The organism is Aedoeadaptatus acetigenes (genome assembly GCF_025566985.1).
In the GTDB taxonomy this organism is placed as follows: domain Bacteria; phylum Bacillota; class Clostridia; order Tissierellales; family Peptoniphilaceae; genus Aedoeadaptatus; species Aedoeadaptatus acetigenes.
Genome location: NZ_JAOQJD010000017.1, coordinates 1 through 23855 on the forward strand (window position 1 = coordinate 1; position 23855 = coordinate 23855).

At 51.1% G+C, this 23855-nt stretch carries 25 protein-coding genes; 4 read left to right on the plus strand and 21 right to left on the minus strand.

Annotated features, from left to right (window positions below; genetic code table 11):
* A partial coding sequence (locus tag OCV31_RS08735) for a transposase (protein WP_148474400.1) occupies positions 1-341 on the plus strand: 341 nt, incomplete at its 5' end.
* Between the two features lie 74 nt (positions 342-415).
* On the opposite strand, the gene OCV31_RS08740 is transcribed toward OCV31_RS08735, so the two are convergent.
* The 6 genes from OCV31_RS08740 to OCV31_RS08765 are packed head-to-tail and all read right to left on the minus strand — an operon-like array spanning position 416 to position 6002.
* Positions 416-850, minus strand: coding sequence for an ATP synthase subunit B family protein (locus OCV31_RS08740; RefSeq protein ID WP_108831725.1), 435 nt, complete (start codon positions 848-850; stop codon positions 416-418).
* A 3-nt stretch (positions 851-853) separates the two neighbouring features.
* Positions 854-1333: a pantetheine-phosphate adenylyltransferase gene (coaD, locus tag OCV31_RS08745; protein ID WP_148474402.1), complete on the minus strand. Its 480-nt coding sequence runs from the start codon at positions 1331-1333 to the stop codon at positions 854-856.
* Between the two features lie 3 nt (positions 1334-1336).
* A complete protein-coding gene (gene rsmD / locus OCV31_RS08750) occupies positions 1337-1891 on the minus strand; it encodes a 16S rRNA (guanine(966)-N(2))-methyltransferase RsmD (RefSeq protein WP_148474404.1) in 555 nt (184 codons plus the stop codon).
* 45 nt (positions 1892-1936) lie between these two features.
* The gene (gene recG / locus OCV31_RS08755) at positions 1937-3967 is read right to left on the minus strand and encodes an ATP-dependent DNA helicase RecG (RefSeq protein ID WP_148474406.1); all 2031 of its coding nucleotides are present in this window, start codon (positions 3965-3967) and stop codon (positions 1937-1939) included.
* A 37-nt stretch (positions 3968-4004) separates the two neighbouring features.
* Positions 4005-5639 carry a DAK2 domain-containing protein gene (locus OCV31_RS08760; protein ID WP_148474408.1) on the minus strand — a complete coding sequence of 545 codons (1635 nt, stop codon included), beginning with the start codon at positions 5637-5639 and terminating at the stop codon, positions 4005-4007.
* A gap of 9 nt (positions 5640-5648) precedes the next feature.
* Positions 5649-6002, minus strand: a complete 354-nt coding sequence (locus tag OCV31_RS08765; RefSeq protein WP_108831720.1) for an Asp23/Gls24 family envelope stress response protein — start codon at positions 6000-6002, stop codon at positions 5649-5651.
* A 140-nt stretch (positions 6003-6142) separates the two neighbouring features.
* Here OCV31_RS08765 and rpmB point away from each other — a divergent pair, with 140 nt between their 5' ends.
* A complete protein-coding gene (rpmB, locus tag OCV31_RS08770; RefSeq protein WP_077075217.1) occupies positions 6143-6334 on the plus strand; it encodes a 50S ribosomal protein L28 in 192 nt (63 codons plus the stop codon).
* A 58-nt stretch (positions 6335-6392) separates the two neighbouring features.
* Complete coding sequence (locus OCV31_RS08775) at positions 6393-7340, plus strand: 2-hydroxyacid dehydrogenase family protein (protein WP_148474411.1); 948 nt, start codon at positions 6393-6395, stop codon at positions 7338-7340.
* 51 nt (positions 7341-7391) lie between these two features.
* On the opposite strand, the gene OCV31_RS08780 is transcribed toward OCV31_RS08775, so the two are convergent.
* Genes OCV31_RS08780 through OCV31_RS08850 form a run of 15 tightly spaced genes read right to left on the minus strand, consistent with a single transcriptional unit; the run spans position 7392 to position 21895 of the window.
* Positions 7392-8027 (minus strand): thiamine diphosphokinase, encoded by a 636-nt coding sequence (locus OCV31_RS08780; protein WP_148474413.1) that lies wholly within the window; start codon positions 8025-8027, stop codon positions 7392-7394.
* A complete protein-coding gene (rpe, locus tag OCV31_RS08785; RefSeq protein ID WP_148474415.1) occupies positions 8024-8665 on the minus strand; it encodes a ribulose-phosphate 3-epimerase in 642 nt (213 codons plus the stop codon). The genes OCV31_RS08780 and rpe overlap by 4 nt, the downstream gene beginning before the upstream one ends.
* Entirely contained in the window at positions 8656-9540 is an 885-nt protein-coding gene (rsgA, locus tag OCV31_RS08790; protein ID WP_148474417.1) for a ribosome small subunit-dependent GTPase A, read from the minus strand. Before rsgA ends, rpe begins: the two co-directional genes overlap by 10 nt.
* On the minus strand, positions 9540-11501 hold the full coding sequence (gene pknB / locus OCV31_RS08795) for a Stk1 family PASTA domain-containing Ser/Thr kinase (RefSeq protein ID WP_148474419.1): 1962 nt from the start codon (positions 11499-11501) through the stop codon (positions 9540-9542). Before pknB ends, rsgA begins: the two co-directional genes overlap by 1 nt.
* A 4-nt stretch (positions 11502-11505) precedes the next feature.
* Complete coding sequence (locus tag OCV31_RS08800; RefSeq protein ID WP_148474421.1) at positions 11506-12210, minus strand: PP2C family protein-serine/threonine phosphatase; 705 nt, start codon at positions 12208-12210, stop codon at positions 11506-11508.
* A 4-nt stretch (positions 12211-12214) separates the two neighbouring features.
* Positions 12215-13240, minus strand: coding sequence for a 23S rRNA (adenine(2503)-C(2))-methyltransferase RlmN (gene rlmN / locus OCV31_RS08805; protein WP_148474423.1), 1026 nt, complete (start codon positions 13238-13240; stop codon positions 12215-12217).
* Complete coding sequence (gene rsmB, locus OCV31_RS08810; protein WP_148474425.1) at positions 13240-14493, minus strand: 16S rRNA (cytosine(967)-C(5))-methyltransferase RsmB; 1254 nt, start codon at positions 14491-14493, stop codon at positions 13240-13242. Before rsmB ends, rlmN begins: the two co-directional genes overlap by 1 nt.
* Positions 14493-15176 (minus strand): zinc metallopeptidase, encoded by a 684-nt coding sequence (locus OCV31_RS08815; protein WP_148474427.1) that lies wholly within the window; start codon positions 15174-15176, stop codon positions 14493-14495. The genes rsmB and OCV31_RS08815 overlap by 1 nt, the downstream gene beginning before the upstream one ends.
* Positions 15176-16090 (minus strand): methionyl-tRNA formyltransferase, encoded by a 915-nt coding sequence (gene fmt, locus OCV31_RS08820; protein ID WP_148474429.1) that lies wholly within the window; start codon positions 16088-16090, stop codon positions 15176-15178. Before fmt ends, OCV31_RS08815 begins: the two co-directional genes overlap by 1 nt.
* Positions 16090-16572 (minus strand): peptide deformylase, encoded by a 483-nt coding sequence (gene def / locus OCV31_RS08825; protein ID WP_148474432.1) that lies wholly within the window; start codon positions 16570-16572, stop codon positions 16090-16092. Before def ends, fmt begins: the two co-directional genes overlap by 1 nt.
* Positions 16573-16595: 23 nt before the next feature.
* Positions 16596-18893, minus strand: a complete 2298-nt coding sequence (priA, locus tag OCV31_RS08830; RefSeq protein ID WP_148474434.1) for a replication restart helicase PriA — start codon at positions 18891-18893, stop codon at positions 16596-16598.
* 36 nt (positions 18894-18929) lie between these two features.
* Positions 18930-20126, minus strand: coding sequence for a bifunctional phosphopantothenoylcysteine decarboxylase/phosphopantothenate--cysteine ligase CoaBC (gene coaBC, locus OCV31_RS08835; protein WP_148474436.1), 1197 nt, complete (start codon positions 20124-20126; stop codon positions 18930-18932).
* Positions 20116-20406 (minus strand): DNA-directed RNA polymerase subunit omega, encoded by a 291-nt coding sequence (gene rpoZ / locus OCV31_RS08840; RefSeq protein WP_148474438.1) that lies wholly within the window; start codon positions 20404-20406, stop codon positions 20116-20118. The genes coaBC and rpoZ overlap by 11 nt, the downstream gene beginning before the upstream one ends.
* A complete protein-coding gene (gene gmk, locus OCV31_RS08845; RefSeq protein ID WP_148474440.1) occupies positions 20403-21020 on the minus strand; it encodes a guanylate kinase in 618 nt (205 codons plus the stop codon). Before gmk ends, rpoZ begins: the two co-directional genes overlap by 4 nt.
* Positions 21021-21040: 20 nt before the next feature.
* Positions 21041-21895: a YicC/YloC family endoribonuclease gene (locus OCV31_RS08850; RefSeq protein ID WP_267303919.1), complete on the minus strand. Its 855-nt coding sequence runs from the start codon at positions 21893-21895 to the stop codon at positions 21041-21043.
* 60 nt (positions 21896-21955) lie between these two features.
* Here OCV31_RS08850 and OCV31_RS08855 point away from each other — a divergent pair, with 60 nt between their 5' ends.
* Positions 21956-23707, plus strand: a complete 1752-nt coding sequence (locus OCV31_RS08855; protein WP_148474444.1) for an Rqc2 family fibronectin-binding protein — start codon at positions 21956-21958, stop codon at positions 23705-23707.
* The last annotated feature ends 148 nt before the right edge of the window (positions 23708-23855 follow it).

Consider the following 23855-nt stretch of genomic DNA (forward strand, 5'->3'; position numbering starts at 1 on the left):
CCATGCTTGAAAAGAGCGACGCCATTCGAACCGCCTACATCTTAAAAGAAGGCTTTTACACCTACGTCCTTTCTCAGAACGACAAAGAAACCGCCGCCACCGCTCTTTCAAAGTGGATGGAAGAGGCAAAGAAAGGCGGGCTAAAGGAGTGGCGCTACTGCTTGCGCGCCTACAAAAACTGGTTCGATGAGATTGCCAACAGCTTTGATTACCCGTGGAGTAACGGCTACGTGGAAGGAACGCACAACAAGATCAAGACCGTGAAGCGCGTCGCTTTTGGGATGCGTAACTTTCATCATTTCCGAACCAAACTGCTTTTCGTCTGTTCAAAAGACCGGTGATGAATGGCATTTGGGAAAACAAAAAGGAGCCTAGTTTTCACTAGACTCCCCAATGGTTGACATAGAACCTTTTTTTAAAGCTCTTTTCTGTTTTCGTTAATGGTTTTGATCATGTCGGACAAGTGGACTTGGGTGTTTTCCAACATATTGTCCACGTAATCCCGAGCCGAAAGGCGAATTTGATCCGACTCAATTTCGGCGCGGTTCATGATTTCTCTGGCCTGTTCTTGGGCGGCGAGGGTGATTTCGTCTTCATTGACCAGCTTTTGTGCTTCCACATGGGCCGCTTGAATGATTTGCTTTGCCTGCATATTGGCTTCATTGACGATTTCGTCTTTGCGATCGCGAATGCTTTGCGCTTCCGCTAAATCTTGAGGAAATTGAGATTCAATTTGGTTCAGAAGTTCGTTGACTTCTTCCTTGTCGACCATCACTTTTCCCGTCAAGGGGATCGTGGAACTCACTTCCAGTAAATCTTTTAAATCTTCGATGTAACGCATAACTTCCATAAGCTACCTTCCTCTCACTTTCCTCTTCATTGCTTCTCCCACCACTTCGGGCACAAACAGCGACGTGTCGCCGTCAAACAAGGCCACTTCTCTTGCAAGGGACGAGCTGATAAACAAATGCTCCTGGGTCGTCAACAGAAAGACGGTTTCCAAATTGGTTCCGTAATTTTTGTTGGCCATGGCAACGGTGTACTCGTTTTCGAAATCCGAATTGGAGCGCAAACCGCGAACCACCGTGGAGACATTTCTTTTTTTCGCGTAATCCACGAGAAGCCCTTCGAAATGATCCACTTCGACGTCTTCATCTTCTTTTAAGGTTTCCCGCAAAAGGGCCAACCGCTCTTCTACGCTAAAGAAGCCGGGCTTTTTCTTGTTATCCAACACGGCGACGATGACTTCGCCGAAAATAGCTTTCGCCCGACGAATAATATCCAAGTGACCGTAAGTAACCGGGTCGAAACTGCCGGCGTAAATGACTTTCAAACTCTAATCACAACTTTCATAAATCCAAATTTTCTTCTTTCCATAGGACTTTTCCCGAACCAATGCCAGGTGTTCGTAATGGGAAAAAGTATACTCCTTCGGCGCTTCAAATAGCATGCGACCGCCCGGCGTAAGCAAGCGGCAAGCGCCGACGGTTTGGGCCGTGCGATCGTAAAAATCACGATTCGCGTAAGGAGGATCGACGTATATGTAGTCGAATGCCGTATGTTCATTCCGGGCAAGCTCGAGGCAGTGCTCGAAAGATCCTTCCACGACCCTGCTCTTGTCATTATACCCTGTTATCTTTATATTTTCACGGGTAATTCGAAGACTTTCCCGATGATTGTCGCAAAACCACGCGGATTCGGCGCCGCGACTCAAAAACTCGATGCCCATATGACCGGTTCCGGAAAATAAATCCAATACCAGGACCCCGCTAGAGGGGCCGTAGAGCAGATTAAATACATTTTCCTTGATGCGATCCTCCGTGGGGCGAATGCGATCGCCTTTCGGCGTTTTTAATCGCTGTCCCTTTTTTTCTCCCGCAATGACGCGCATGGCCACTTCCCTTCAAATTTTAGCATAATCTCTTTATCGAAACAATCAAATCCCGCGTGTCCGCGCTTCGTAGGCCTCCACCGCTTTTAAAAGATCCGGCTCCTCGTTCGCGTTCAGATGGCCGCCCTCAAGGATGGCGTCGGCCTCCACCTTGGCGTAGCGCATGATGTCCATGTTTTCGAACAGATCGCCGACGCGAAATTCCACGGTGCCGGATTGGCGGGTGCCGAAAAAATCGCCGCCGCCGCGAAGTTTCATGTCTTCTTCCGCGATGTAAAAGCCGTCGTTGGAGCGTTCCATAATGCGGAGACGCTCGTCAGCCTTCAGGCTGTCGTTTGCGCTGTGCAAAATGCAGTAAGCTGCCTGATCCCCGCGGCCAACGCGGCCCCGGAGCTGATGCAAGGTGGCGAGGCCGAAGCGATCGGCGTCGTAAACGAAGAGCAGATTGGCATTCACCACATTGACGCCCACTTCGATGACCGTGGTGGAGATCAAAATCTGCACCTCATTCTTTTGGAAAGCTTCCATGACCGCGTTTTTTTCCTCGGAGGAAAGGGCCCCGTGTATAAGGCCCACGGAGTAGTTTTTAAAGCGATCCTCAGAAAAATACTTGTAAACGGCCTCCGCCGCGTGGAGAGGAAAATCGGGATTTTCTTCGATAAGCGGGCAGACCACATAAATCTGTTGGCCGCTCTTCAAGAACCGCTCCATAAAATCGTAGGCACCTTTCAGGCCCGATTCGTTGATCACCGTGGTCTGAACGGCTTTTCGGCCCTTGGGCATGGTTCGAATGGAAGAAATCTTCGTGTTGCCGTACATGACGATGCCGAGGCTTCTCGGGATCGGCGTCGCCGTCATAATCAAGCGGTCGCTTTTCGACTGCTTTTCCTGAAGGGCTTCCCGCTGCATGACGCCGAAGCGATGTTGCTCGTCGGTGATCGTCAGGCCGATGCGGTCGCTCTTTAAATCTTCGTTGAACAGGGCGTGGGTGCCGATAATTACGTCGCAAATGCCGCTTTCGAAATTCTCCCGAATGATTTTTTTCTTGCTCTCCTTTGTGCTCCCGGTCAAGAGCTCCACCCGCACGCCGAGAGGCATAAATAAATCGAAGGCCTCTTCGTAATGCTGCTTGGCCAGAATTTCCGTCGGCGCCATGAAAAGGGCCTGATGACCTGAGGCCACGCAGGTGGCCATGGCTAGAAAAGCGAGGACGGTCTTTCCGCTGCCCACGTCGCCCTGGACCAATCGCTCCATGCGATTAGGCGAGGCCATGTCCTGCTGAATATCCTTCCACGCCTCTTTTTGGCCTTCCGTCAACTCAAAGGGCAGCTTGGATAAAATCACTTCCGCCAAATCGGTTTTTTCCATGGAAAAGCCCGCTTCGCTCTTGCTTTGATGGAAGCGACCGAGAGCCAGTTGAAAGCAAAGAAACTCCGAAAAGATCAAGGACTGAAGGGCAACTTTTGCATCGTTTAATTGCTTCGGTCCGTGGAGTACCTTCAGGGCTTCCGCCTCCGTCATAAGGCCGTAGCGCATCCGCAAATACCTCGGCACCACCGGCGGAATAAACACGTCCCTTAGCGCCTCTTGAATGAATCTTGCCGTGGCCTTTTGTCCCACGCCGCCTAAGACGGGATAGACGGGAGAAACGGCCAGAGCTTCTTTTTGCTTCGCCTCGTCGAAAAATTTCGGCGCGGAAAAAGACAAGCGGTTTCTGAAAAATTTCGGCTTTCCGAAAATATAATAGTCCTCTCCCACCTTCAGACTCCTGTCCAAATAGGGCATGTTGAAGAAAGTCATCTCCCCTTTCCGTGCCCCGTCGGAAATAACAAAAGTCTGCATGCTCAGGCCCTTTTTTAAATAGCGGCGCGGCTTTTTTTCCACGAGACGAACGAAGTAGGTGGCGGGCTTGTCGAAATCCGCGTGGACAAAGTCTTTGAGCACGCTGCCGTCTTCGTAGCGAATCGGCAACGTATACAACAGGTCTTCCACGGTAAACACGGAGGCTTTATTTAGTTTTTCCGCAATTTTCTTGCCGATTCCCTTGATCTCTAAAATACTTGAACTGAGGTCCATGGCTCCTCCAATGAAAAAGCAGGCCTGCGCCTGCTTCTCACTCGACTGAAATTAAATAATAGTAAATGGGCTGATCGCCGCGCAAGATTTCCACATCCATGTCGGGGAAGGCTTCTTCCAGGCTTTCCTCGAGGGCTTCGGCATCGGCTTCGCTCACGTCCTCTCCGGCGTAGAGAGAGACGAATGTCGCGTCTTCATCCACCATCTTTTCGATCATTTCGACAGTGGTTTCGTTAATGGACTGACCCTTTGCCAAAATCTTCTTTCCGGAAATACCGATGTAGTCGCCTTTTTTAATGGCGATGCCGTCCATTTCCGTATCCCTCACGGCATAGGTAACCTGGCCGGTAGTTAAATCGCCTACGGCTTCCATCATGGATTCCACATTTTCCTCTACGCCTTTGTCCGGCATAAAGTGGACGCAGGCATTGATTCCTTCGGGGATGGATCGAGTCTTTAAGACCGTAACCTCTTTATCGGTAATCTTCGCCGCCGCTTCCGCCGCGAGGAAAATATTGCTGTTGTTGGGAAGTACGAAAATGTGTTCTGCATTCACACGGTCGATGCCGGCCAAAATATCTTCCGTACTGGGATTCATGGTTTGTCCGCCGGTGACCAGATAATCCACGCCCACCTGACGGAAAATTTCTTCGATGCCTTTTCCGGCGCAAATAGAGACAAAACCGTAGGGCTTCTTCTCTTCAGGTACTTCGGCATTGGAAGCTTCCACCTCGTAGTCGGTAAACAGACGCTCGGAGTGTTGCAGGCGCATATTATCGACTTTTATGTCCTTTAAAAAGCCGTAGTTCAACGCACTTTGAATGGCGAGTCCCGGATCGTTGGTGTGGACGTGGACCTTAATCATGCTGTCGTCGCCGACGACGATCAGGCTGTCGCCTCTCTCAACTAAATCCGCCTTCAGATCTTCCACGTGATTGGATTTGGTGTTAACGATAAATTCCGTGCAATAGCCGAATTTAATGTCGTCGGTAGAAATTTCCTTCCGCTCGATTTTTTGCTTGCCGTGTTCGGATGCTTCCTCCGCTTCACCTAAGACGGCCTCACCTTTCAAGGCCTTCAGCGCCCCTTCCATAATGGTTACGAGGCCTTGGCCCCCGGCATCCACGACGCCGGCTTCTTTTAATACAGGCAAGAGGTTCGGCGTGTTGGCCAAAGATTCTTTCGCCCTTTCCAGCACGGCTTCCGAGAATAAGATCAAATCGCTGTATTTCTTCGCGTGTTTTACGGCGAAGTCGGCGCTTTCACGGCCCACAGTGAGAATCGTTCCTTCCGTAGGCTTCATGACGGCGAGATAAGTCATCTCCGATGCGCTCTTCATGGCCTGAGCCAGAACCGGCACGGTGAGCTTATCCTGCCCCTTGAGCCCTTCTGCAAAGCCTCTGAACAGTTGAGAGAGGATGACGCCGCTGTTGCCCCGGGCGCCCATGAGCGCACCTCGGCTCATTTCGCCGGCCAAGGCGCCGAGCTCCGTGGCGTCGGATGCAAGCACCTGTTTCACGGCGCTTTTTATGGTCTTCGACATATTCGTGCCCGTGTCCCCGTCGGGAACGGGAAAGACATTGAGATCGTTGACGTGTTCTTTATTTATTTCTAAAAAATTCGAGGCACTAATCAGTGCTTCCTTAAATTCTGTAATCGTAATCTGATCCATAACCTACCTCTAGTTCATTCGTATGCCTTCGACCAAAACCTCGATTTGATCGACTTCCAACCCGGTTAGCGACTCGATATTAAATTGAACCGTGTCAATAATATTTTGTCCGACGGTAGAAATGCGAATGCCGTACTCGATGATGACGTGTAAAAGAATGTGTACCCGTTCATTATCCGTGTACACCTCGATGCCTCTGGTGAGATTTTCAAATTTCAGCAATTGGAAAATTCCGTCCGTGGCATTTTTGCTGGCCATGCCCACGACGCCGTAACTTTCCATGGCGGAAACGCCCGCGATGGTGGCGATCACTTGATTATCTATGGTAATATTGCCCTTTTCGTTGGGGATCGTTATTTGCATGATTCGTCTCCTTTCCGCTTTTGGGAATTACCGTCATTATATCACATAAACATCACGGAAAAAACCGAGGCCCGATTGCAATTTATTTTTCTCTGTGGTAAAATAATTCGAGTTGAAAAAATGTCGGAGGAGGTGTAAGTATGGCAAAAAGATGTGAAATCTGCGGAAAAGAAAAAAAATTCGGTAACTCGGTTTCCTTCTCCCACAAAAGAGGAAATAGATCTTGGTCTCCGAACCTTCAACGCGTCCGCGCCGTTGTTAACGGATCGAAAAAGAGAATTTACGTATGTACGCGTTGCCTGAGATCCGGCAAGGTTGAACGCGCCCTTTAATCACGAGTCGATTCTTGAAGAATCGGCTTTTTTTATCGCTTTTTTTAAGGAGGATCCTATGAAACTTTTTATATCCAGTCGTGTGCCCGATGAAGTCATCCAACGCTTAGAAGGCGTCGATTACAGCTACAACGACAGCAATGTTCCCATGACGAAAGAAGAAATTATCGCAGGCCTTCAGGGAAAAGACGCCCTGATCTGTCCCTTGTCCGATAAAATCGACAAGGAAGTCATGGATGGAGCGAAGGATTTAAAACTGATTTTAAATTACGGCGCCGGCTTCGATAACATCGACATCGCCTATGCCCGCGAAAAAGGCATCGTCGTCTGCAACGCTCCGGCTCCCTCCTCCGCCGTCTCTACCGCCGAATTGGCCTTTACCTTAATGCTGGCCCAAGCGCGGCAATTGATTCGCGGCGAAAAGGATCTTCGTGAAGGCGGCTTCCACGGATGGCGCCCCACTTACTTCCTGGGCCAACAATTAAAGGGAAAGACCCTGGGTATTTTCGGCATGGGTAATATCGGCCAAAACTTAGCGAAACGTGCCCTTGCTTTCGACATGAAGGTTATTTACAATTCGAGAAATCGCAAAGAAGCCATCGAAGAATTAGGCGCCACCTACGTTTCCTTCGAAGAATTGTTGAAGGAATCGGACTTCATCAGCCTTCACTCCGCCTTCGTTCCCGAATTGAAACACAAATTTGACGCAAATGCCTTTAGGGCCATGAAGCCTTCCGCCACTTTCATCAATGCGGCTCGCGGCCCCTTAATCGATGAACAGGCCCTGGCCGATGCGTTAAAAGAAGGCACCATCGCCGGTGCCGCCTTGGACGTCTATGAATTCGAACCGAAGGTCACGGAAGATCTTTTGCATCTCGACAATGTGACTCTGGCGCCTCACCTCGGCAATGCTACGGTGGAAGCCCGCCTGGAAATGGGTAATGCCTGCGTAGACAATCTGGAAGATTTCATCGCCGGAAAGAAACCGAGAAATCAAGTGAATTAAGCGCAACAAAAAAAGCCCTTCGGGGCCTTTTTTATTGGCTGAGATGCCTATTTATTCATCTTTCGAATGGATGATGAGCATTTTTCCTTCGTGCAATGTCACCGTACCCCCGTCCTTCAGCAATTCGTTGCTGACACCGCGGGTTTTTTTTCTGTAAAGCTTTAAGTGGTCCACTTCGTATTTAAATCCGTCGGTGGAAATGGTAATGGCGTCGGTGACGGGAACAAAACTTACATAGTGAAAGCCAAGTTTCTCGATGGCGTAGGTGCCGGGTCCGACCATGCGCAGGCGATTGTTTTCGTCGATCATGGTGATCTTTGCCTTTTCGTCAAGATAGGCTTCCATAGAAAAAATCGTCGCCACACTGTGATCCCAACGACTGCCCGTGCCGCCTAAAATATGAATTTCATCGGGGCCGTATTCCAACATGCGCGTCATGGCCATTTCAGTGTCCGTCTCGTCTTTCATCGGCGGAAGAACTTCAATGGGCACTTGCTTTTCTTTCAGTTCCGCCAGGCGATGGGAACTGTCGAAATCGCCGATCACGAGCTTCAATTTTTCCGGCACGTGGGCCAGGGTGTCGTAGCCACCGTCGGCACAGATAATGCCGTCGGCCCAGCGAATTTCGCTTTCAAGCAATTCCTTCGACGGACGCCGCCCGCCGGTGACGATCAATCCCCGCTTCATAGGCGTTTCAATGCGTCGATGGCAGCCATGGGATCTTCGTGCTTAAAGATGTACGATCCCGCAACCAAACTGTCGCAGCCCGCTTCTACCATGGCGGCGCCGGTGGTTTCGTTGATTCCGCCGTCCACCATGATTTCCAAATCCTCGCGATCGGTCATAGCCCTTACTTGCTTCGCTTTTTCGATGGTGGAGGAGATAAAGGATTGACCGCCGAAGCCGGGATTGACGCTCATTAAAAGCACGAGATCCACGTCATCGAGCAGGTAGCGAACGGATTCGGGATTTTGAGACGGGTTTAAACTGATGCCGGCCTTAATTCCCGCTTCTTTTATTCGGTGAATCAGTCGATGGGCGTGAATGGTGGCGTCGGTGTGAAATGTAATTCGATCGGCGCCGGCGGCGATGTAGTCTTCCACGGAATCCTCCGGCTTTTCGATCATCAAATGTACGTCGAAGGGAATGGAGGTGAAGGGGCGAATGGCCTTGATAACCGGCGGGCCGAAGGTAAGGTTCGGCACGTACTTGCCGTCCATTACGTCGATGTGAATGTAATCCACCGCTCTCTCGTCCAAGAAGGTGATGGCTTCACCTAATTTCGCAAAATCTGCCGATAATATCGACGGTGCCACTAACGCCATTTTCCATTCTCCTTTTCTACTAATTCCTCGTAAAAACGCAAATAATTTTCATAGCGACTGCTCGCCAAATCGCCGCTTTCGTAGGCCCCACGCACGGCACAGCCCGGCTCTTTTACGTGGCGACAATCCAGAAATTTACAGTCTTGAATAAAAGGTACAAAGTCTCTGAAATGCTCGTCCAAATCCACTGAGGCAATGGAGTCGATTTCGATGCTGGAAAACCCGGGCGTGTCGAAGAGATACATGCCCTTCTCTCCGGTAAAGATCTCCGTATGCCGCGTCGTGTGCTTGCCGCGATTGGTTTTTTCGCTCACCGTGCCCGTTTCCAGATCCAAGTTCAAGATGCGATTTAAAAAGGTGGTTTTCCCCGATCCGGAGACGCCGCTTAAGACCGTGGTCTTTTCATAGAGCATCTCTCTCAGCCGATTCACCGATTCCTCGTCGGCCTCCGACAAGCCCATGACCCGGTAGCCGCAGCCTTCGTATAGGGCGCGCAGGCGATCCGCCTCTTCAGGATCCATGTCCTGTTTCGATACGACGGGAACGACGCTGACGTTTTTCTGTTCGTAATAGGCCAACATTTTATCAACCAAATACAGATTGTATTTAGGATTCGCCGTAGGGATGAAAAGTAAAATTTGATCCACATTGGCCACCGGCGGGCGAAGCAGGCCGTTTTTTCTCGGCAAAATTTCTTCAACCGAATTAAGCCTGTCCCCCTCGTCGATTAAAAGCTCCACGTAATCGCCTACCACGGGTTTTCGATTCTGATGGCGAAAAATGCCTCGGGCCCGCGTTTCGTACACTTCGCCGTCTTCGGCGGCCACGTAGTAAAAGCCGCCCAGCAGCTTCGTGATTCTACCCTTCTTTTTCATTAAAAGTTCACCGATTTAACCACATTGCCGTCTACGCGCATATAGGCCTTGTCGCCGGGGCTTCCTTGCACCGGATAGGACACGGAGGAGCCTCCCATGACTTCTTCGTGATTGACCACGCGCTCGCTTCCGCCGGACTCTACCACGACTTCGATTTCGTGGGTCTCGCCGTCATCGGGAATGCGGTGGGAAATATTTTTATGGCTCACTTGCATTTCATTTTCGCCTTCCGATTCGTTACTACCGGCGCGTTTGCTCACGATAATGTCCACGGTGGAACCTTGTTTGATTTGATTGCCGCTATTGTATTGTTGCCATACGACTTCGCCGGGACCGACGGAAATATCTTCCCGCTCTTCTACATTGCCCAGCTTCAATCCCTGTTCTTTAAGAAGGGCCCTCGCCTTGTCGATGGAAACGCCTTTTAGATTGGGAACGATGGTCGTCTTGTCGTCTTGGCCCTTGCTCATGACCACATGGACGCTGTCGCCCTTGGGAAGTTCTTCCTCGGACTTCGGCTTTTGACTGATGATTCGATCCGCCGGAACGGAATCGCTGTATTCCGTTTTATCCACGACTAAATTCAATCCCGCAGTCTTTAAAGTGGACTGAGCTTCGGAGATGGTCATGTTTTCGAGGTCGGGAACCTTTACTTTCTCCGTCTCCTTGGCGATCACGACGGAGAACTGATCCCCTCGCTTCAAGACTTCCCCTTCGTCCACGGACTGAGACAAGATAGTGCCGGGCTTTATTCCCTCGTCCGACTCCTTCTCGTCGATTTCCAGATTCAAGTCATTTGAAGCGGCGAAGTCCTTGGCTTCGGAAACGTCTTTTCCGATTAAGTCGATCATTTCCACTGCCGCATCTTTCTGATTGGAAATTAGCATGTCTTTGATCTTCGATCCGCCGAATGCCAGGCCGAAAAGGAGCAATAGGGCCAGCAAGACCCCGCCGATGGTGGCTAGGGGATTGCTCTTTTTCTTCGACTTTTTCACCGGGATCGGCCGAGTGTTTCGCTTCGTAGGCCCCACCGTATCCCTCGGTGCCGTCGCATCGTTTTGAACGCGGTTTGCGCTGGGCGGAATCACCACCGTGGTTCCTGTCGCCGTTTGGCCTCGATCGCCGTACACTTTGCCAAGCAAAATGGCTTTGACATCTTCGATGATCAAACTCACATTGGCATAGCGATCCGACGGTTTTTTCTCCGTCATGTGCTTAAAGACGCGGTCCACTTCCGGACTCACCCTGGGGTTTCGCTCCGACGGCATGGGAATGTCGTTTTGAACGTGCATTAAGGCCACGGTAATGGGATTTTCCGAATCAAAGGGCACGTCGCCTGTGAGCATTTCGAATAAGACGATGCCCATGGAGTAGATATCGCTTCTGGCGTCGACTTTTTGGCCGCGGGCCTGCTCCGGCGAGAAGTAATGGACGCTTCCCATGACCGCATTGGTGACGGTAACCGTGGCGTTTCCCGCCATGCGGGCGATGCCGAAGTCCGTCACCTTCACGCGATTGTCCCGGGTAACCATTATGTTTTGAGACTTAATGTCCCGATGGATAATGTTTTTATTGTGGGCGATTTTCAACGCCTCGGCGATTTGAATCAGGTAATTTAACGCCTGGTTCTGGCTTAACATGCCCTCTTCTTTAATTAATTCTTTTAACGTCTTTCCGTCAATGTATTCCATGACGATGTAGTAGACGTCTTCGTCGCCCACGGTTTCCATGCCCACGTCGTAGATACTTACGATATTCGGGTGAGAAATACTGGCAGCAGCCAAAGATTCTCGGCGGAATTTGCGAATGAAGTTTTCGTCTTCGTTGTATTCGCTCTTTAAGACTTTGATGGCAACGATTCTGTCCAGCCTGCGGTCGTGGGCCTTGTAGACATCGCCCATGCCGCCGCTTCCGATTCGTTTCAGGCATTCGTACCTGTCAGCTAAAATCATTCCCTGCATACCTTCACCTGCTCTTATCTAGTACGATGACGGTGATATTGTCTTTTCCGCCACTATCCAGGGCTTTTTGCACCAGTTTCTTCGACATATCGCCCTTTTCCGTTTCCAGTACTTTTTGAATCTCGGCGCCCTCCACCACATCGGAGAGGCCGTCGGAACAGAGGATGATAAATTTTAAATCCGCATCCAGGCTTCGAATTTGGAAATCCACGCCTTGGGTGGTGCCCAAGGCCTTTGTGAGGACATTTTTCTTCGGATGGACGCGGGCCTCTTCTTCGGAAATATCGCCGATATCCAAGAGATAATTGACGAAGCTGTCGTCTTTTGAAATTTGAAAGAGGGCGTCGTCGTATCCGTAGATTCTGGAATCGCCGATGTTAATGTAATAAAGCTTGCCATCAAGCAGATAAATCAAACTTAAGGTGGTTCCCATGCCCCGGTACTTTAAATGGGCTGCGGACTGATCGAAAATCTCTTGATTCACATCTCGCACGCCGTTATTTAAAAGGTCCAAAAGTTCCCGTTCACTTTCGACGGGAACGGAGAGGACTTCTTTTAAGCGGTTCACGGCCAACGCGCTGGCCTTTTCCCCCGCCGCGTGGCCGCCCATGCCGTCGGCTAAAATGGCAAAGCGCTTTTTCGGATCCACGTAGTAACTGTCTTCATTGTTTTCTCTGCCACCGATATGGGTGTATGCAGAAATTATCATAGTATCACCTTGTCTTTATGGCTTCAGAACCCGCTTTTAATTGTCCACAGCTGGCCTGTATGTCACTGCCTAATTCTCTACGTATTGTACATGATACGCCGCTTTGAGACAACTCTCGTTGAAAGCGCAGGATGTGTTCTTTGGACGGTTTTTTCTCTGCGAAATGGGCCGTGTCGTTTAGGGCGATCAAGTTCACGTGACAGGGAAGGCCCTTGGTAAGGGCTTTCATCTCGCGAATGTTTCTCGGCTGATCATTTTTCCCCTGAATCAATGTGTATTCCAAAGTGATCCGCTGTTTCGTCTCGTCGCAATAATCCCTGAGGGCGGAAAAAAGTTCGTCTAAATTATAGCTGTTGGCGACGGGCATCAGTGCCTCCCTGGCCGATTGATCCGTCTCGTGAAGGCTTATGGCCAAATTAACGGGCAGACCTTCCTTCGCCAAACGGCCGATGCCGTCGACGAGTCCGCATGTGGAAATGGTCATGGAGCGGTAGCTCATGTTTTTTCCCTTGGGCTCGTGGAGAAGTTTCAAAAAGCGCAACACATTGTCGTAATTGTCCAAAGGTTCGCCGCTTCCCATGAGGATGATGTTCCCCACGGAAATCTCTTCATTTTCTTCCACGGCATAGATCTGTGAAAGCATTTCATAGGGCGTGAGATCGCGAATGCGGCCCTTGAGTGTGGACACACAAAAGCTACACCCCATGCGGCAACCGACTTGCGTCGATACGCACAGGCTGTAGCCGTAATGGTATTTCATCAAAACCCCTTCGACGATCTCCCCGTCTTCCATTTCGTAGAGGTACTTCTTCGTCTCGTCCAGCTTCGACGCCAGGCGCTTCACGATTTTGGCGCCGCGAAGAGGCGCAGGAAGGGCATTTTTCAGAGAATCCGGTACATTTGAAAGCTCTTCGAGGGCCTTTCGTTGACCGTGAATGCCTTCGAAGAGTTGCGTTGCGCGAAAACTTTTTTCGCCGAAGCCGGCGACGTAGGCCTTTAATTCCTCAGGCGTCATTTCCATCCAATGCATTAGGCGTCCTTTCTTACGATACAGGCCATGGTAAACCCGTCGGTACCGTGGCGGTGGGGCCAGTAGCGCGTTCCCTTTTCCTTTAATCGACACTCCGGATGATCCGACAAGAAGGAATGGAGCACGCCTTCATTTTCTTCCACGGTGACGCTGCAGGTGCTGTACACCAACTCGCCGCCGTCGTTTAATGCGTCGTAGGCATTTTCCAGCAAGAGCCGTTGTACCCGGGCCAGCTGAAGCACATCGTCATATCCGACGCGGTACTTGATCTCGGGTTTTCTCCGGATCAGGCCCAGGCCCGTACAGGGCGCGTCCACCAAAATGCGGTCGTATTTTTTCTTCGGCAGGGGCGTTTTTCCGTCCCGCACCGCCGTAGCGATGTTTTTATATCCCAAGCGACGGATGTTTTCTTCCATGCGTACCAGGCGCTCAGCCGAAGCGTCGAAGGCGTCCACGTGGGCAAAAATTTCCGCCATTTGAAAGCTCTTTCCGCCGGGCGCGGCGCAAAGGTCCATGGCCTGCACTTCTTTATCGGTTGTAAATAATGAGACCACCGCCTGAGACGCCGCATCCTGAACGTAAAAGCGTCCCTCTTTGTAGGCCTCGGTTTCAAAAAGGCCTCGGGGATGTTTTACGACGACGGCGGGACGGGGCTTTATGCTCTCGCAGGCAAATCCGTCTTCTTCAAGCTCACCGATCAGCGCCTCGGCACTCACGGAGACCGGACGCAATGTTAAAGGCGCCGGATCGAAGGTGGATTTCAGAAAGGCTTCCGTTTCGTCTTTTAAAAGGCGCTGAAAATAGCGCACCCATTCTTCCGGGAAACTGTAAGTGACGGCGAGGCGTCGCACTTCGTCGTCGATATGGACCTTGAAGGCCTCGTCTTTTTCCCGAATCACTTGCCTCAACACGCCGTTTACAAGTCCGGAGGCGCCTACATTCGAGATGACCTTTGCCATCTTTACGGTTTCGTTGACGATGGCATGATCCGGCACCCGGTCCAGAAAGTGCATTTGATAGAGGGCCATGCGCAGGAGTTGGCGGATGTTTTGATCCAAGTTTTCCGGCTTTTTCACGAAGCGATGGATCACGTAATCCAAAAATAATTTGTTTTGCACCGTGCCGTAGACGATGGTCTCCGCCAGGTTGCGGTCCGCCTCTTTAAGTCCCTTGGGATCGAAGGCGTCTTGAATAAAGGCGCCATTTTCCACTTTCTCCAATGTCGTGAGGGCGAGAAAACGGGGATTTCGCATCAGTCCCGTCTCCTTCCCAGGGAAATAAATCGCAGCAAGGTGCCGATGGCCGTGAGCAGGCTCGCAACATAGGTGAGGGCCGCCGCGGAAAGGATGCGCTCCACGCCCACCATTTCTTCTCCGGATAAGACGCCGTCGGCTAATATGGCCTTGGCCCGGCGACTGGCGTCGTATTCCACGGGAAGTGTCATCAATTGAAACAAGACGGTAATGGCAAAAAGGGCGATGCCTAATTTCATCAAAGGTTCAAAGGCAAACAGGCCGATAAGGATGAAAAGAAAAGAAAGATTCGATCCCAAATTTGCCGCAGGCACGATGGTGTTTCTGAATTTAAGGGGCGCATAGGATTCGTTGTGTTGAATGGCGTGGCCGCATTCGTGGGCGGCGATGCCCAGGGCCGCGATGGATGTGGAATCGTAGACCGGATCGGACAGGCGCAGCACCTTTTGTGTCGGATCGTAGTGGTCAGTTAGGCTCCCCCGCACGCGGTCCACGCGCACGTCGTAAATGCCGTGGCCTCTCAAGATCATTTCCGCCACGGAGCGGCCGGTAAGGCCTTCGCGATTGGTGACGCGGCTGTATTTGTCGAAATTTGTCTTGATTTTCGATTGGGCGTAAAGAGCCAAGAGAAAGCCGGGAAGAATATAAATCAAGTAATCCCAATTATAGTACATGCCGTACATTAGATTTCTCCCTTCTCATCCAAGTGGGCACCGGCAAGATAAGAGCCGATGGCCATGCGTTTTTTCCCGGGACGTTGGATTTCCTTTAATAAGACGGCGCCGTCTTTGGTTCCGATCCACAGCTTCTTTTTCGTCGCTTTATAATGACCTGTCGGTACCTTTTCATCGCTTACTTCGCCGTCGTAAACCTTTAGGCGCTCGTCCCGAAAGAGGAAATGGGCACCGGGCTCCGGCGAGAAGGCGCGAATTTTTCGTACAAATTCCTTCGCCGTCAGCTCGTCGGCGTGAAGAGCCAAAAGCTCGTCGTCGATTTTCGCCGCATAGGTGGCCGCATCATGGTCCTGTTCCGTAAAGGTGACGGTTCCTTTTTCAAGATCCGTAACAAATTCTCGGATTAAATCCGCACCGAAATCCGCCAATTCGTCGTGAATGGCGCCGAAATTTTTGTCGCCGATCGGCGTTCTTTTCACATCATAGACAGCGCCGCTGTCCAGTCCCGCTTCCACTTTCATGAGGCTCACGCCGGTTTCTTCATCGCCGTTAAGAATGGCCCACTGCATAGGCGCCGCGCCCCGATACTTCGGGAGCAGGGAGCTGTGGACGTTCACGATGTGTTTCTTCGGCAGAGCCAGCACGTCTTCCGACAGAATTTGTCCGTAGGCCACGACGACGAAAAGATCCGCTTCCTGGGCTCTCAGTTTTTCCAGTGCTTCTTCCGTGTTGCAACTATGGGGCTGAAAGACCTCGATGCCCAAGGCTTCGGCGCGGATCTTCACCGGCGTGGGCAAGAGCTTTTTCCCGCGGCCTTTTTTCTTATCTTCTCGGGTCACGACCAAGGTGACGTCGCAGATTTCGTTTAAGGCATTCAGTGTGGGCACGGCAAAATCAGGCGTGCCGAAAAAGACCGCTTTCATTACTCCGCCTCGCTCTCGCTCGACCTGTCGACATCGTACATTTCATCGGTCAGATCCGTGTAGAGAATCCCCTCTAGATGGTCCATTTCGTGTTGGATGATTCGGGCGAGAAAATCTTCCGCTTCCAAGGTCTTCTCTTCCCCGTCGCGGTCGGTGTAGTTGATTTTGATCTTTTCAAAGCGTTTCACCTTGCCGACGCGTTCCGGGACGCTTAAACAGCCTTCCAAAGCCTCAGACGACCCTTCTTCCGCCACGCGCTCGGGATTAATGAGCACGATCTTCGTTCCTTCGTAATCGTCGATGACGATGAGTTGTTTTAATTTGCCGATTTGCACGGCGGCCAGGCCCACGCCCTGAGCCTCGTACATGGTTTCGTACATATCGTCGATGAGGCGATGGATATCCTCGTCGATAACCTCCACCTTTCGGGACTTTTTGCGCAATATGGGATCGCCGTCGATGCGAATTTGTAATTTTGCCATTCTTCACTTCCTTCTCTTTCACTTTATCCGTCTATTTCTATGCTTATGGTAATCTCTTTTTCCGCTTGCGTACGGTAGTAATACATCAATACCCGTTTTAAAGCCTTTAATAGAGGCCGAAACTCCTTTGGCCAGACTTTTGCTAAAATCGACACATGTCTTTTATTTTTAATTTTCGGCTGCTCCACGGGATTGGCCACGAGCATATCGAACTGCTCGTGTTTGTTGATGGCCTCCAGGGTTTTTTTCCAGTTCAAGGCCACCTGATCCACGTCCCCGGTGCCCCGAATGTGAATCTTCACTAAGTGCACATAGGGCGGATACAAGAAGCGCTTGCGCTCCTCCATCTCCCGGTGAAAAAAGGGCTCGTAACTTCGCTCTTTCGCGTATTGAATGCTGTAATTATCGGGATTGTAGGTTTGGATCACAGCGCGGCCTTTGTGTTTACCCCGGCCGGCCCTGCCCGCCACTTGGGTCAGGAGCTGGTAGGTTTTTTCCTGGGCCTTGTAGTCGGAAACGAAAAGGGACAAATCCGCCGCCACGACGCCGACAAAGACCACATTTTCAAAGTCAAAGCCCTTGGCGAGCATTTGCGTGCCCACGAGAATGTCCACCTTTTTTTCATTCATGGCTTCGTAGACCTTCTCGTAATTTCCCTTTTGCGCCATGGTATCTTTGTCCATGCGATAGACCCTGGCCTCCGGGAATTTATTTTTTATCCAAGACTCCACCTGCTCCGTGCCGATGCCAAATTGTTTTAAGTACTCGCTCCCGCAGACGGGGCAGGTTCTCGGCATGGGCTTGGTTCTGCCGCAATAATGGCAGTGGAGGCGGTGGGTTCGCCGGTGATAGACCATGGAAATGTCGCAGGCGTCGCATTCGATGACGTGGCCGCAGCTTCGGCAGCTCACGAATTGGCTGTAGCCCCGGCGATTAATGAAGAGTATGGCCTGTTTCTTCGCCTTTAAGGCTTCCTCAAGGCCTTCCACCATGCGCTCGGAGAGGATTTCCACATTGCCCTTAAAGAGCTCTTCCCGCATGTCCACGATCTCCACCGGCGATGCCTCCGTTTTTTTCGGATCCCCCACCAATCGGTGAAGCTCTACATCTTCGCCGCAGCGAGCGTAGGTAATCACCGAAGGGGTCGCCGAGCCGTAAACCACCTTGCCGCCTTCAAAGCGCACGCGCATTTCCGCCACGTCCCGCACATTGTAGCGAAGGCCTTCTCGGTAGTCGTAGCTCTCTTCCTGTTCCTCGTCGATAAAAATATAGCCCAGCTCGGGCACGGGGGAAAACACCGCCGACCGTGCGCCGACGACGATGCGACCCGGCTCTTCTTTCAGCCGAATCCACGCTGCGGCCTTTTCCCCTTCGGAGCGGCGGGAATGCAGGATGTCCACCTTCCCGGGAAAGCGGGCCGACAGACGGTGCACCATTTGTGTGGCCAGGCCGATTTCCGGAACGATGATCAGAGACGACTTCCCTTCATCCATGGCGCGCTGCGCCAATTGCATGTAGACTTCCGTCTTGCCGCTTCCCGTCTTGCCGTAGAGGAGATGAACGGGCCGCTTAGATTCGGCAATGCCTTCGATGGCCGCGACCTGATCCTTTCGCAAAACCGGCGCTCTGTCCGGAATCGCGGCATCGGGATCCGCCGGGGCGACGGCGCCTCGCTTGATTAAGCTGTCAACAGGACTCGTGGAGAGCCCAGTCCTTTTGGTGATCTCGGCCTTTGAAAGAGGCGGAGAATTTTTCAATAGATCGAAGACAAGGGCCTGTTTTTCGGTCATGGGTCCGTCGTAATCGCCGGAGGCGACGTATTTTTCCACCACTCTTTTCTTCACGGGCTGTGTGCCGCGAAAGCGAACGGCGACTTTCTTCGCCTCGATCAGACGATCCAACTTGTCTGTGGGAATTTTCTCCGTCGCAAGGGCCTCCGCGCCTTGAAAAATACCCGCCACTTCCTCGTCGTCAATTAATTTTACCGCCACCTCTTCCACGCCGCCTAAGACATATTTCGGAAGGAGGGGTTGAAAGGCCTGCACATAGGAGGTGACGAAGATCTCCCGCATTTTCATGCCCAGGGCGATGGCGGATTCCGTCAGTATGGGTCGCCTGTCCAGGACCTGGATCACGGATTTTAATTTCTTGCCTTCGTCCTTGCCGATTCTTAAAACCACCGCCGTCTCCGGCTTGTTTCCGCGACCGAAGGGAACGATGACGCGCTTGCCCACAATGGCCGCATCCTCGCCGCCGTAGGCATAGGAATAGAGTTGATCGATTTGCGGCAAGGCCTTGTCTAAATACACATCTACAATCATAGTCGCTCCCTATAATACAAAAAAAGCTAGAATGTTCTAGCTTTTCAGGTCTCTCTCTACCCGGTCCAATATGGCGGCGGCCAAATCACTTTTATCCATCATGGGCAATTCTTCGTCGGTGCCGTCGGCGGAAAAAATGTGCACGTGGTTCGTGTCGCTGCCGAAACCTGCCTTGGCTTCGGTAATGTTATTGGCCACGATAAAATTAAAGTTCTTCTCTTTCAATTTCTTTTTCGCGTAGTCGGCCATATTGTGGCTTTCCGCGGCAAAGCCTACGATGACCCGATCGCCCTTCATGGCGCCGAAGTGTTTGGCGATGTCCGGATTCGGCGAAAATTCCACGGCCATGAGGCCGCCTTCCCGCTTCTTGATCTTTTCGGCGGCGTAGGTCTTGGGCTTGTAGTCGCTGGGCGCCGCCGATTTAATCAGCACGTCGGTATCGTCAAACTTCGCTTCCACGGCCTTAAACATATCCTCGGTGGATTCCACGGGAACAAAGTCCACGCCCTTCGGCACCTTTAAATTGCTCGGTCCCGAAATTAAATGCACCTTCGCGCCTCGTGCCGCCGCTTCCTGTGCGATGGCATAGCCCATTTTCCCCGTGCTGTGATTGCTCAAAAAGCGCACGGGATCCATGCGTTCCTTCGTGGGACCCGCCGTCACGGTGAGATCCACGCCGGCCATGGTCTTCTCCGTTAAGGCCATGAGGATGTAATCCACGATGTCTTCCGGCTCGAGCATCTTCCCTTCGCCTACGTCTTGGCAGGCCAGGAGCCCTTCCGCCGTGGGAAGAATCTCATACTGCTTGCGGTTTTTTAAAACTTTCAGGGCCTCTTGGGTCGCATCGGCCCGGAGCATCTGCGTGTTCATTGCCGGGGCGATGAGAATGGGCGCCGTCGTGGCCAGAGCCACGGTGGTGAGCATGTTGTCGGCGATGCCGTAGGCCAATTTGGCCATGGTGTTTGCCGTCGCCGGTGCGATCACCATGACATCGGCCCATTTGGCCAGAGCAATGTGTTCCACATCCATATTGTTCAATTGATCGAACATATCCACGTGAACGACTTCATTGCTCATGGTCTGAAAGGTAAGGGGCGTGACAAATTTTGTAGCAGCCTCCGTCATCACCACCTTGACTTCCATGCCAAGTTTTTTTAATCGGCTGACGATGGCCGGCGCCTTGTAGGCAGCGATGCCGCCGGTGACGCCGAGAAGAACGTGTTTATTCTTCATCGACCGCTTCCTCCTCTTCGACCATGGCAAGCTCTCTCTGAAGTGCCTCTTCGCGGCGAGCTTTTTCTTCCATGATCGCTTCAAAGCGTTCTTTGCTCGTAAATTTCACGGCGCCTTGGTTAATTTCTTCCAGAGAAATGGACACGGGGTTTTCCAGATCCGTATCGATTAAAGCCTCTTCGCCGTCCACCAGTTCCCTGGCGCGGTTGGAAACCAAGGTCGCCAACGCGTAGCGGCTATTGGTAATTTTCGAAATTTCGCCAAATGATAAAATATTCATCGTATCGCCTTTCTATCTACAATGTCCTTTTTAATGTTCTTGTATCGTTTCACCCGAAGTTTTTCCGCCGCAATAATGTTTTCGATGTCCTTTACCGCCTGATCCACCTTGTCGTTGACGACGAAATAGTCGTATTTTCCGACAAAGTCCAGTTCCTTAAAGGCATTGGCAAAGCGGGTTTCAATGTCTTTTTCACTTTCGGTGCCGCGGCTGACAATTCGGTGTTTCAGCTCTTCCATGGTGGGAGGAAGGAGGAAAATAAACACGGCTTCTTTGTATTTGTCCTTAATTTGAAGGGCGCCCTGCACGTCGATTTCCAATAAGACGATTTCGCCCTTTTCAATTTCCTGAAATACAAATTCCTTGGGCGTGCCGTAGTAATTCGTGTGCACGTGGGCATACTCCAAGAGTTCGTCGTTCTTCACCATGTTCTTAAATTCTTCTTCCGTCTTAAAGAAGTAGTTTTCTCCGTCGATTTCCATTGATCTCGGCTTTCTCGTGGTCACCGAGGTGGAAAATTTAACTTCGTGATTTTTCGCCATTAAGGCTTCGCTGACGGTACCTTTTCCGCTACCTGAGGGACCGGAAAGTACCAATAAAAATCCTTTTGACACCTGACACCCGCCTTGTCTTTTTACTCTATATTTGCAACTTGTTCCCGTAAATGATCGATGAGGGTTTTTACTTCCACAATGTCGTGTAAAATCCCCAAATGTCTGGATTTGCTGGCGATCGTATTGGCTTCTCTGAACATTTCCTGCAAGAGAAAATCCAAACGTCGACCGACAGAACCTTTACCGTTCATTATAACATTAAATTGGTCTATGTGAGAAATCAGACGCGCAATTTCTTCTTCGATGGACATTTTTTCGTAGAGCAGAGCAAGCTCCGTGGAAAATCGAGGAAGATCCAATTCGTATTCTCCCATGATTTCTTTCACCCGCATGCTGAAAGACTCTTTTTCTTCCGCCTTTTCATCCGCGGCCGCCGATTGAATCGCTTCGACGTAATCGGCGAGCTTTGCCAGATTCGTTTCCAAAACCTGCTTTAAATTCGCGCCTTCTTTTTCACGCATGGTTAAGAGATCCGAAAAGGCCCCATGGAAGGCCTCCTTTAATAACGCTTCGTCAAGATCGAGGGCCTCGTCTGTTCCCTGTTTAATGACGCCGGGTCGCTCCAAAAGCCAGGCCACTTCCGCGGGCCGAGCTGCGCCCTTTTCCCGCAATATTCGCTCGTAAAAGGCGTAGGCTTCCGGATCGAAACGAAGATCTGTATTCGACTCCCCTTCCGTGCGCACAAACACGTCGAAGTGGCCCCGCTTCGCCTCTTTAGCAATGGCGGATTTCACCATTTGCTCCAAGGCGGGCGCTTCCGCCATTCCTTTGATCCGAATATCCAAATTTTTATGATTCACCGATTTTACCGTCACATTCAGCTTCATGCCGTCTTTGACGATTTCACTTGAGCCGAAGCCCGTCATACTGTTCATAGACGCCTCCTCTATGGTATTATACATGATACGACCCGAAGACAGAAAGGGAGGTATTCATTGAGTTACGACGGAACGATGACAAAGGCGGTGGCCGAGGAATTAGACAGTCGCTTTACCGGCGGCAAGATCGACAAGATCTACCAGCCCCAAGACGATACCTTGGTTTTAAATCTCAGGAGCAAGACGGATCGGGGGAGCCTCTTGCTTTCCGCTTCTGCGAACAATCCCTGCGCCTACATTACGGAGAAAAAATTCAAAAATCCTCAAACGCCGCCGGCTTTTTGCATGCTTCTCAGAAAGCATTTGGAATCGGCCACCATTAATGCCATCGAGCAGGTGGAAATGGACCGCATTATAAAAATCAAAGTCGACGGTTTCAACGAGCTTTTCGACCGCGTGGAAAAGACGCTGGTCATCGAAATGATGGGCCGCTACTCCAATATTATTCTTCTCGACGAAAACAATACCATTCTCGACGCCTTAAAGCGCATCAATCGCTCCATGAGCCGCGTGCGGGAAGTGCTCCCGGGGGGAAGCTACACTTTGGAGGGCATTGTGGACAGGACCAATCCCCTGAAGGAGACGAAGGGGGATTTTATGGCGCGGCTCCACGAAAGCGAAGGCACGTCTCTGAAAAACTTTTTTATTCGCAACTATTTAGGCGTCTCGCCTCTTATCGCCAGAGAAATCGCCTACCGAGCCGGGGGAAGCGACAAAGATCCGGTGAAGCTTTTTTCGTCTGAAGATTTGTACGGCGCCTTTCACTCCCTTTTTTCCGAAATCGCCGCATCGGAATTCAGGCCCCAAAGCATTTCAGACGCCGGCCACATTATCGCCTTTTCCGCCGTGAATTTAACCCACTACCCGGAGGAGAGCAAGACGTTTTACAACGGGCCTTCGGCGCTTCTTGACCACACCTTCTCCGCCCGGGTCTTGGAAGACAGGGTGCGACAAAAGAGCCAGAATCTGAACAAACAGATTAAAAACCATTTAGAGCGGGCCCTTCATAAACAGGAAAAAATGGAATTTGAACTCCGGGATGCGAAAGACCGCCAAAAATACAAGGTCTACGGCGATTTAATCTCTTCCAACGCGTGGAAAATCCAGCGCGGCGCCGGGGAAGTCACGTTGGAAAATTTTTACGACGATATGAATCCCTTGACGATTCCCCTGGACGAAACGAAAGACGGCATTCAAAATGCGGCCCGCTACTATAAAAAATACACGAAATTAAAACACGCGGAAAAGCTTTTGGCCGACCGCATCGATAAAAACCGAAACACCATTCGCTATTTGGATGCCATGCTCTACAATCTCGACGATGCCGAATCCATCGACGAAGTGGACGCCATACAGGAGGAGTTTCGTGAAGATTTCCTGAAGAAAAAATACAAGGGCCACGGGGAAAACAAAAAAAAGAAAAAGAAAGAACCCGAGTACCTGACCTTCACTTCCTCTGAAGGCTTTGCCATGTACGTCGGCAGAAACAACCGCCAAAATCAGGAACTCACCCTGAAATTTGCACGAAAAGACGATCTGTGGTTCCACGTGAAAAACGGCCCGGGCAGTCACGTCATCGTAAAAACCGAGGGCGAGGAAGTGGGCGAGGCCACGATTTACGAAGGCGCCGCCCTGGCCGCCTATTACAGTCGCGCCCGTCAATCCGCCCACGTGGACGTGGACTATACAAAGCGGCAATTTATACGCCGCCATCCTTCCAATCAGCCGGGTCTCGTCCTCTACACGGACTTTTCCACGGTGGCGGTGACGCCGGAAAAAGAAATCATCGACAAATTAAAAACCAAATAAGTTTCTTCATGAAAAAATCGGACCCCGCAGGATCCGATTCAGACTGCAGACAAACTCCGAATAAAACTCGGGGTTTGTCTCTTTTTTATGTATTTTTTCCATAAATCAGCAAAAGAAGGGCCGCAGTTTCCCCTCTCCCGATCTCTTC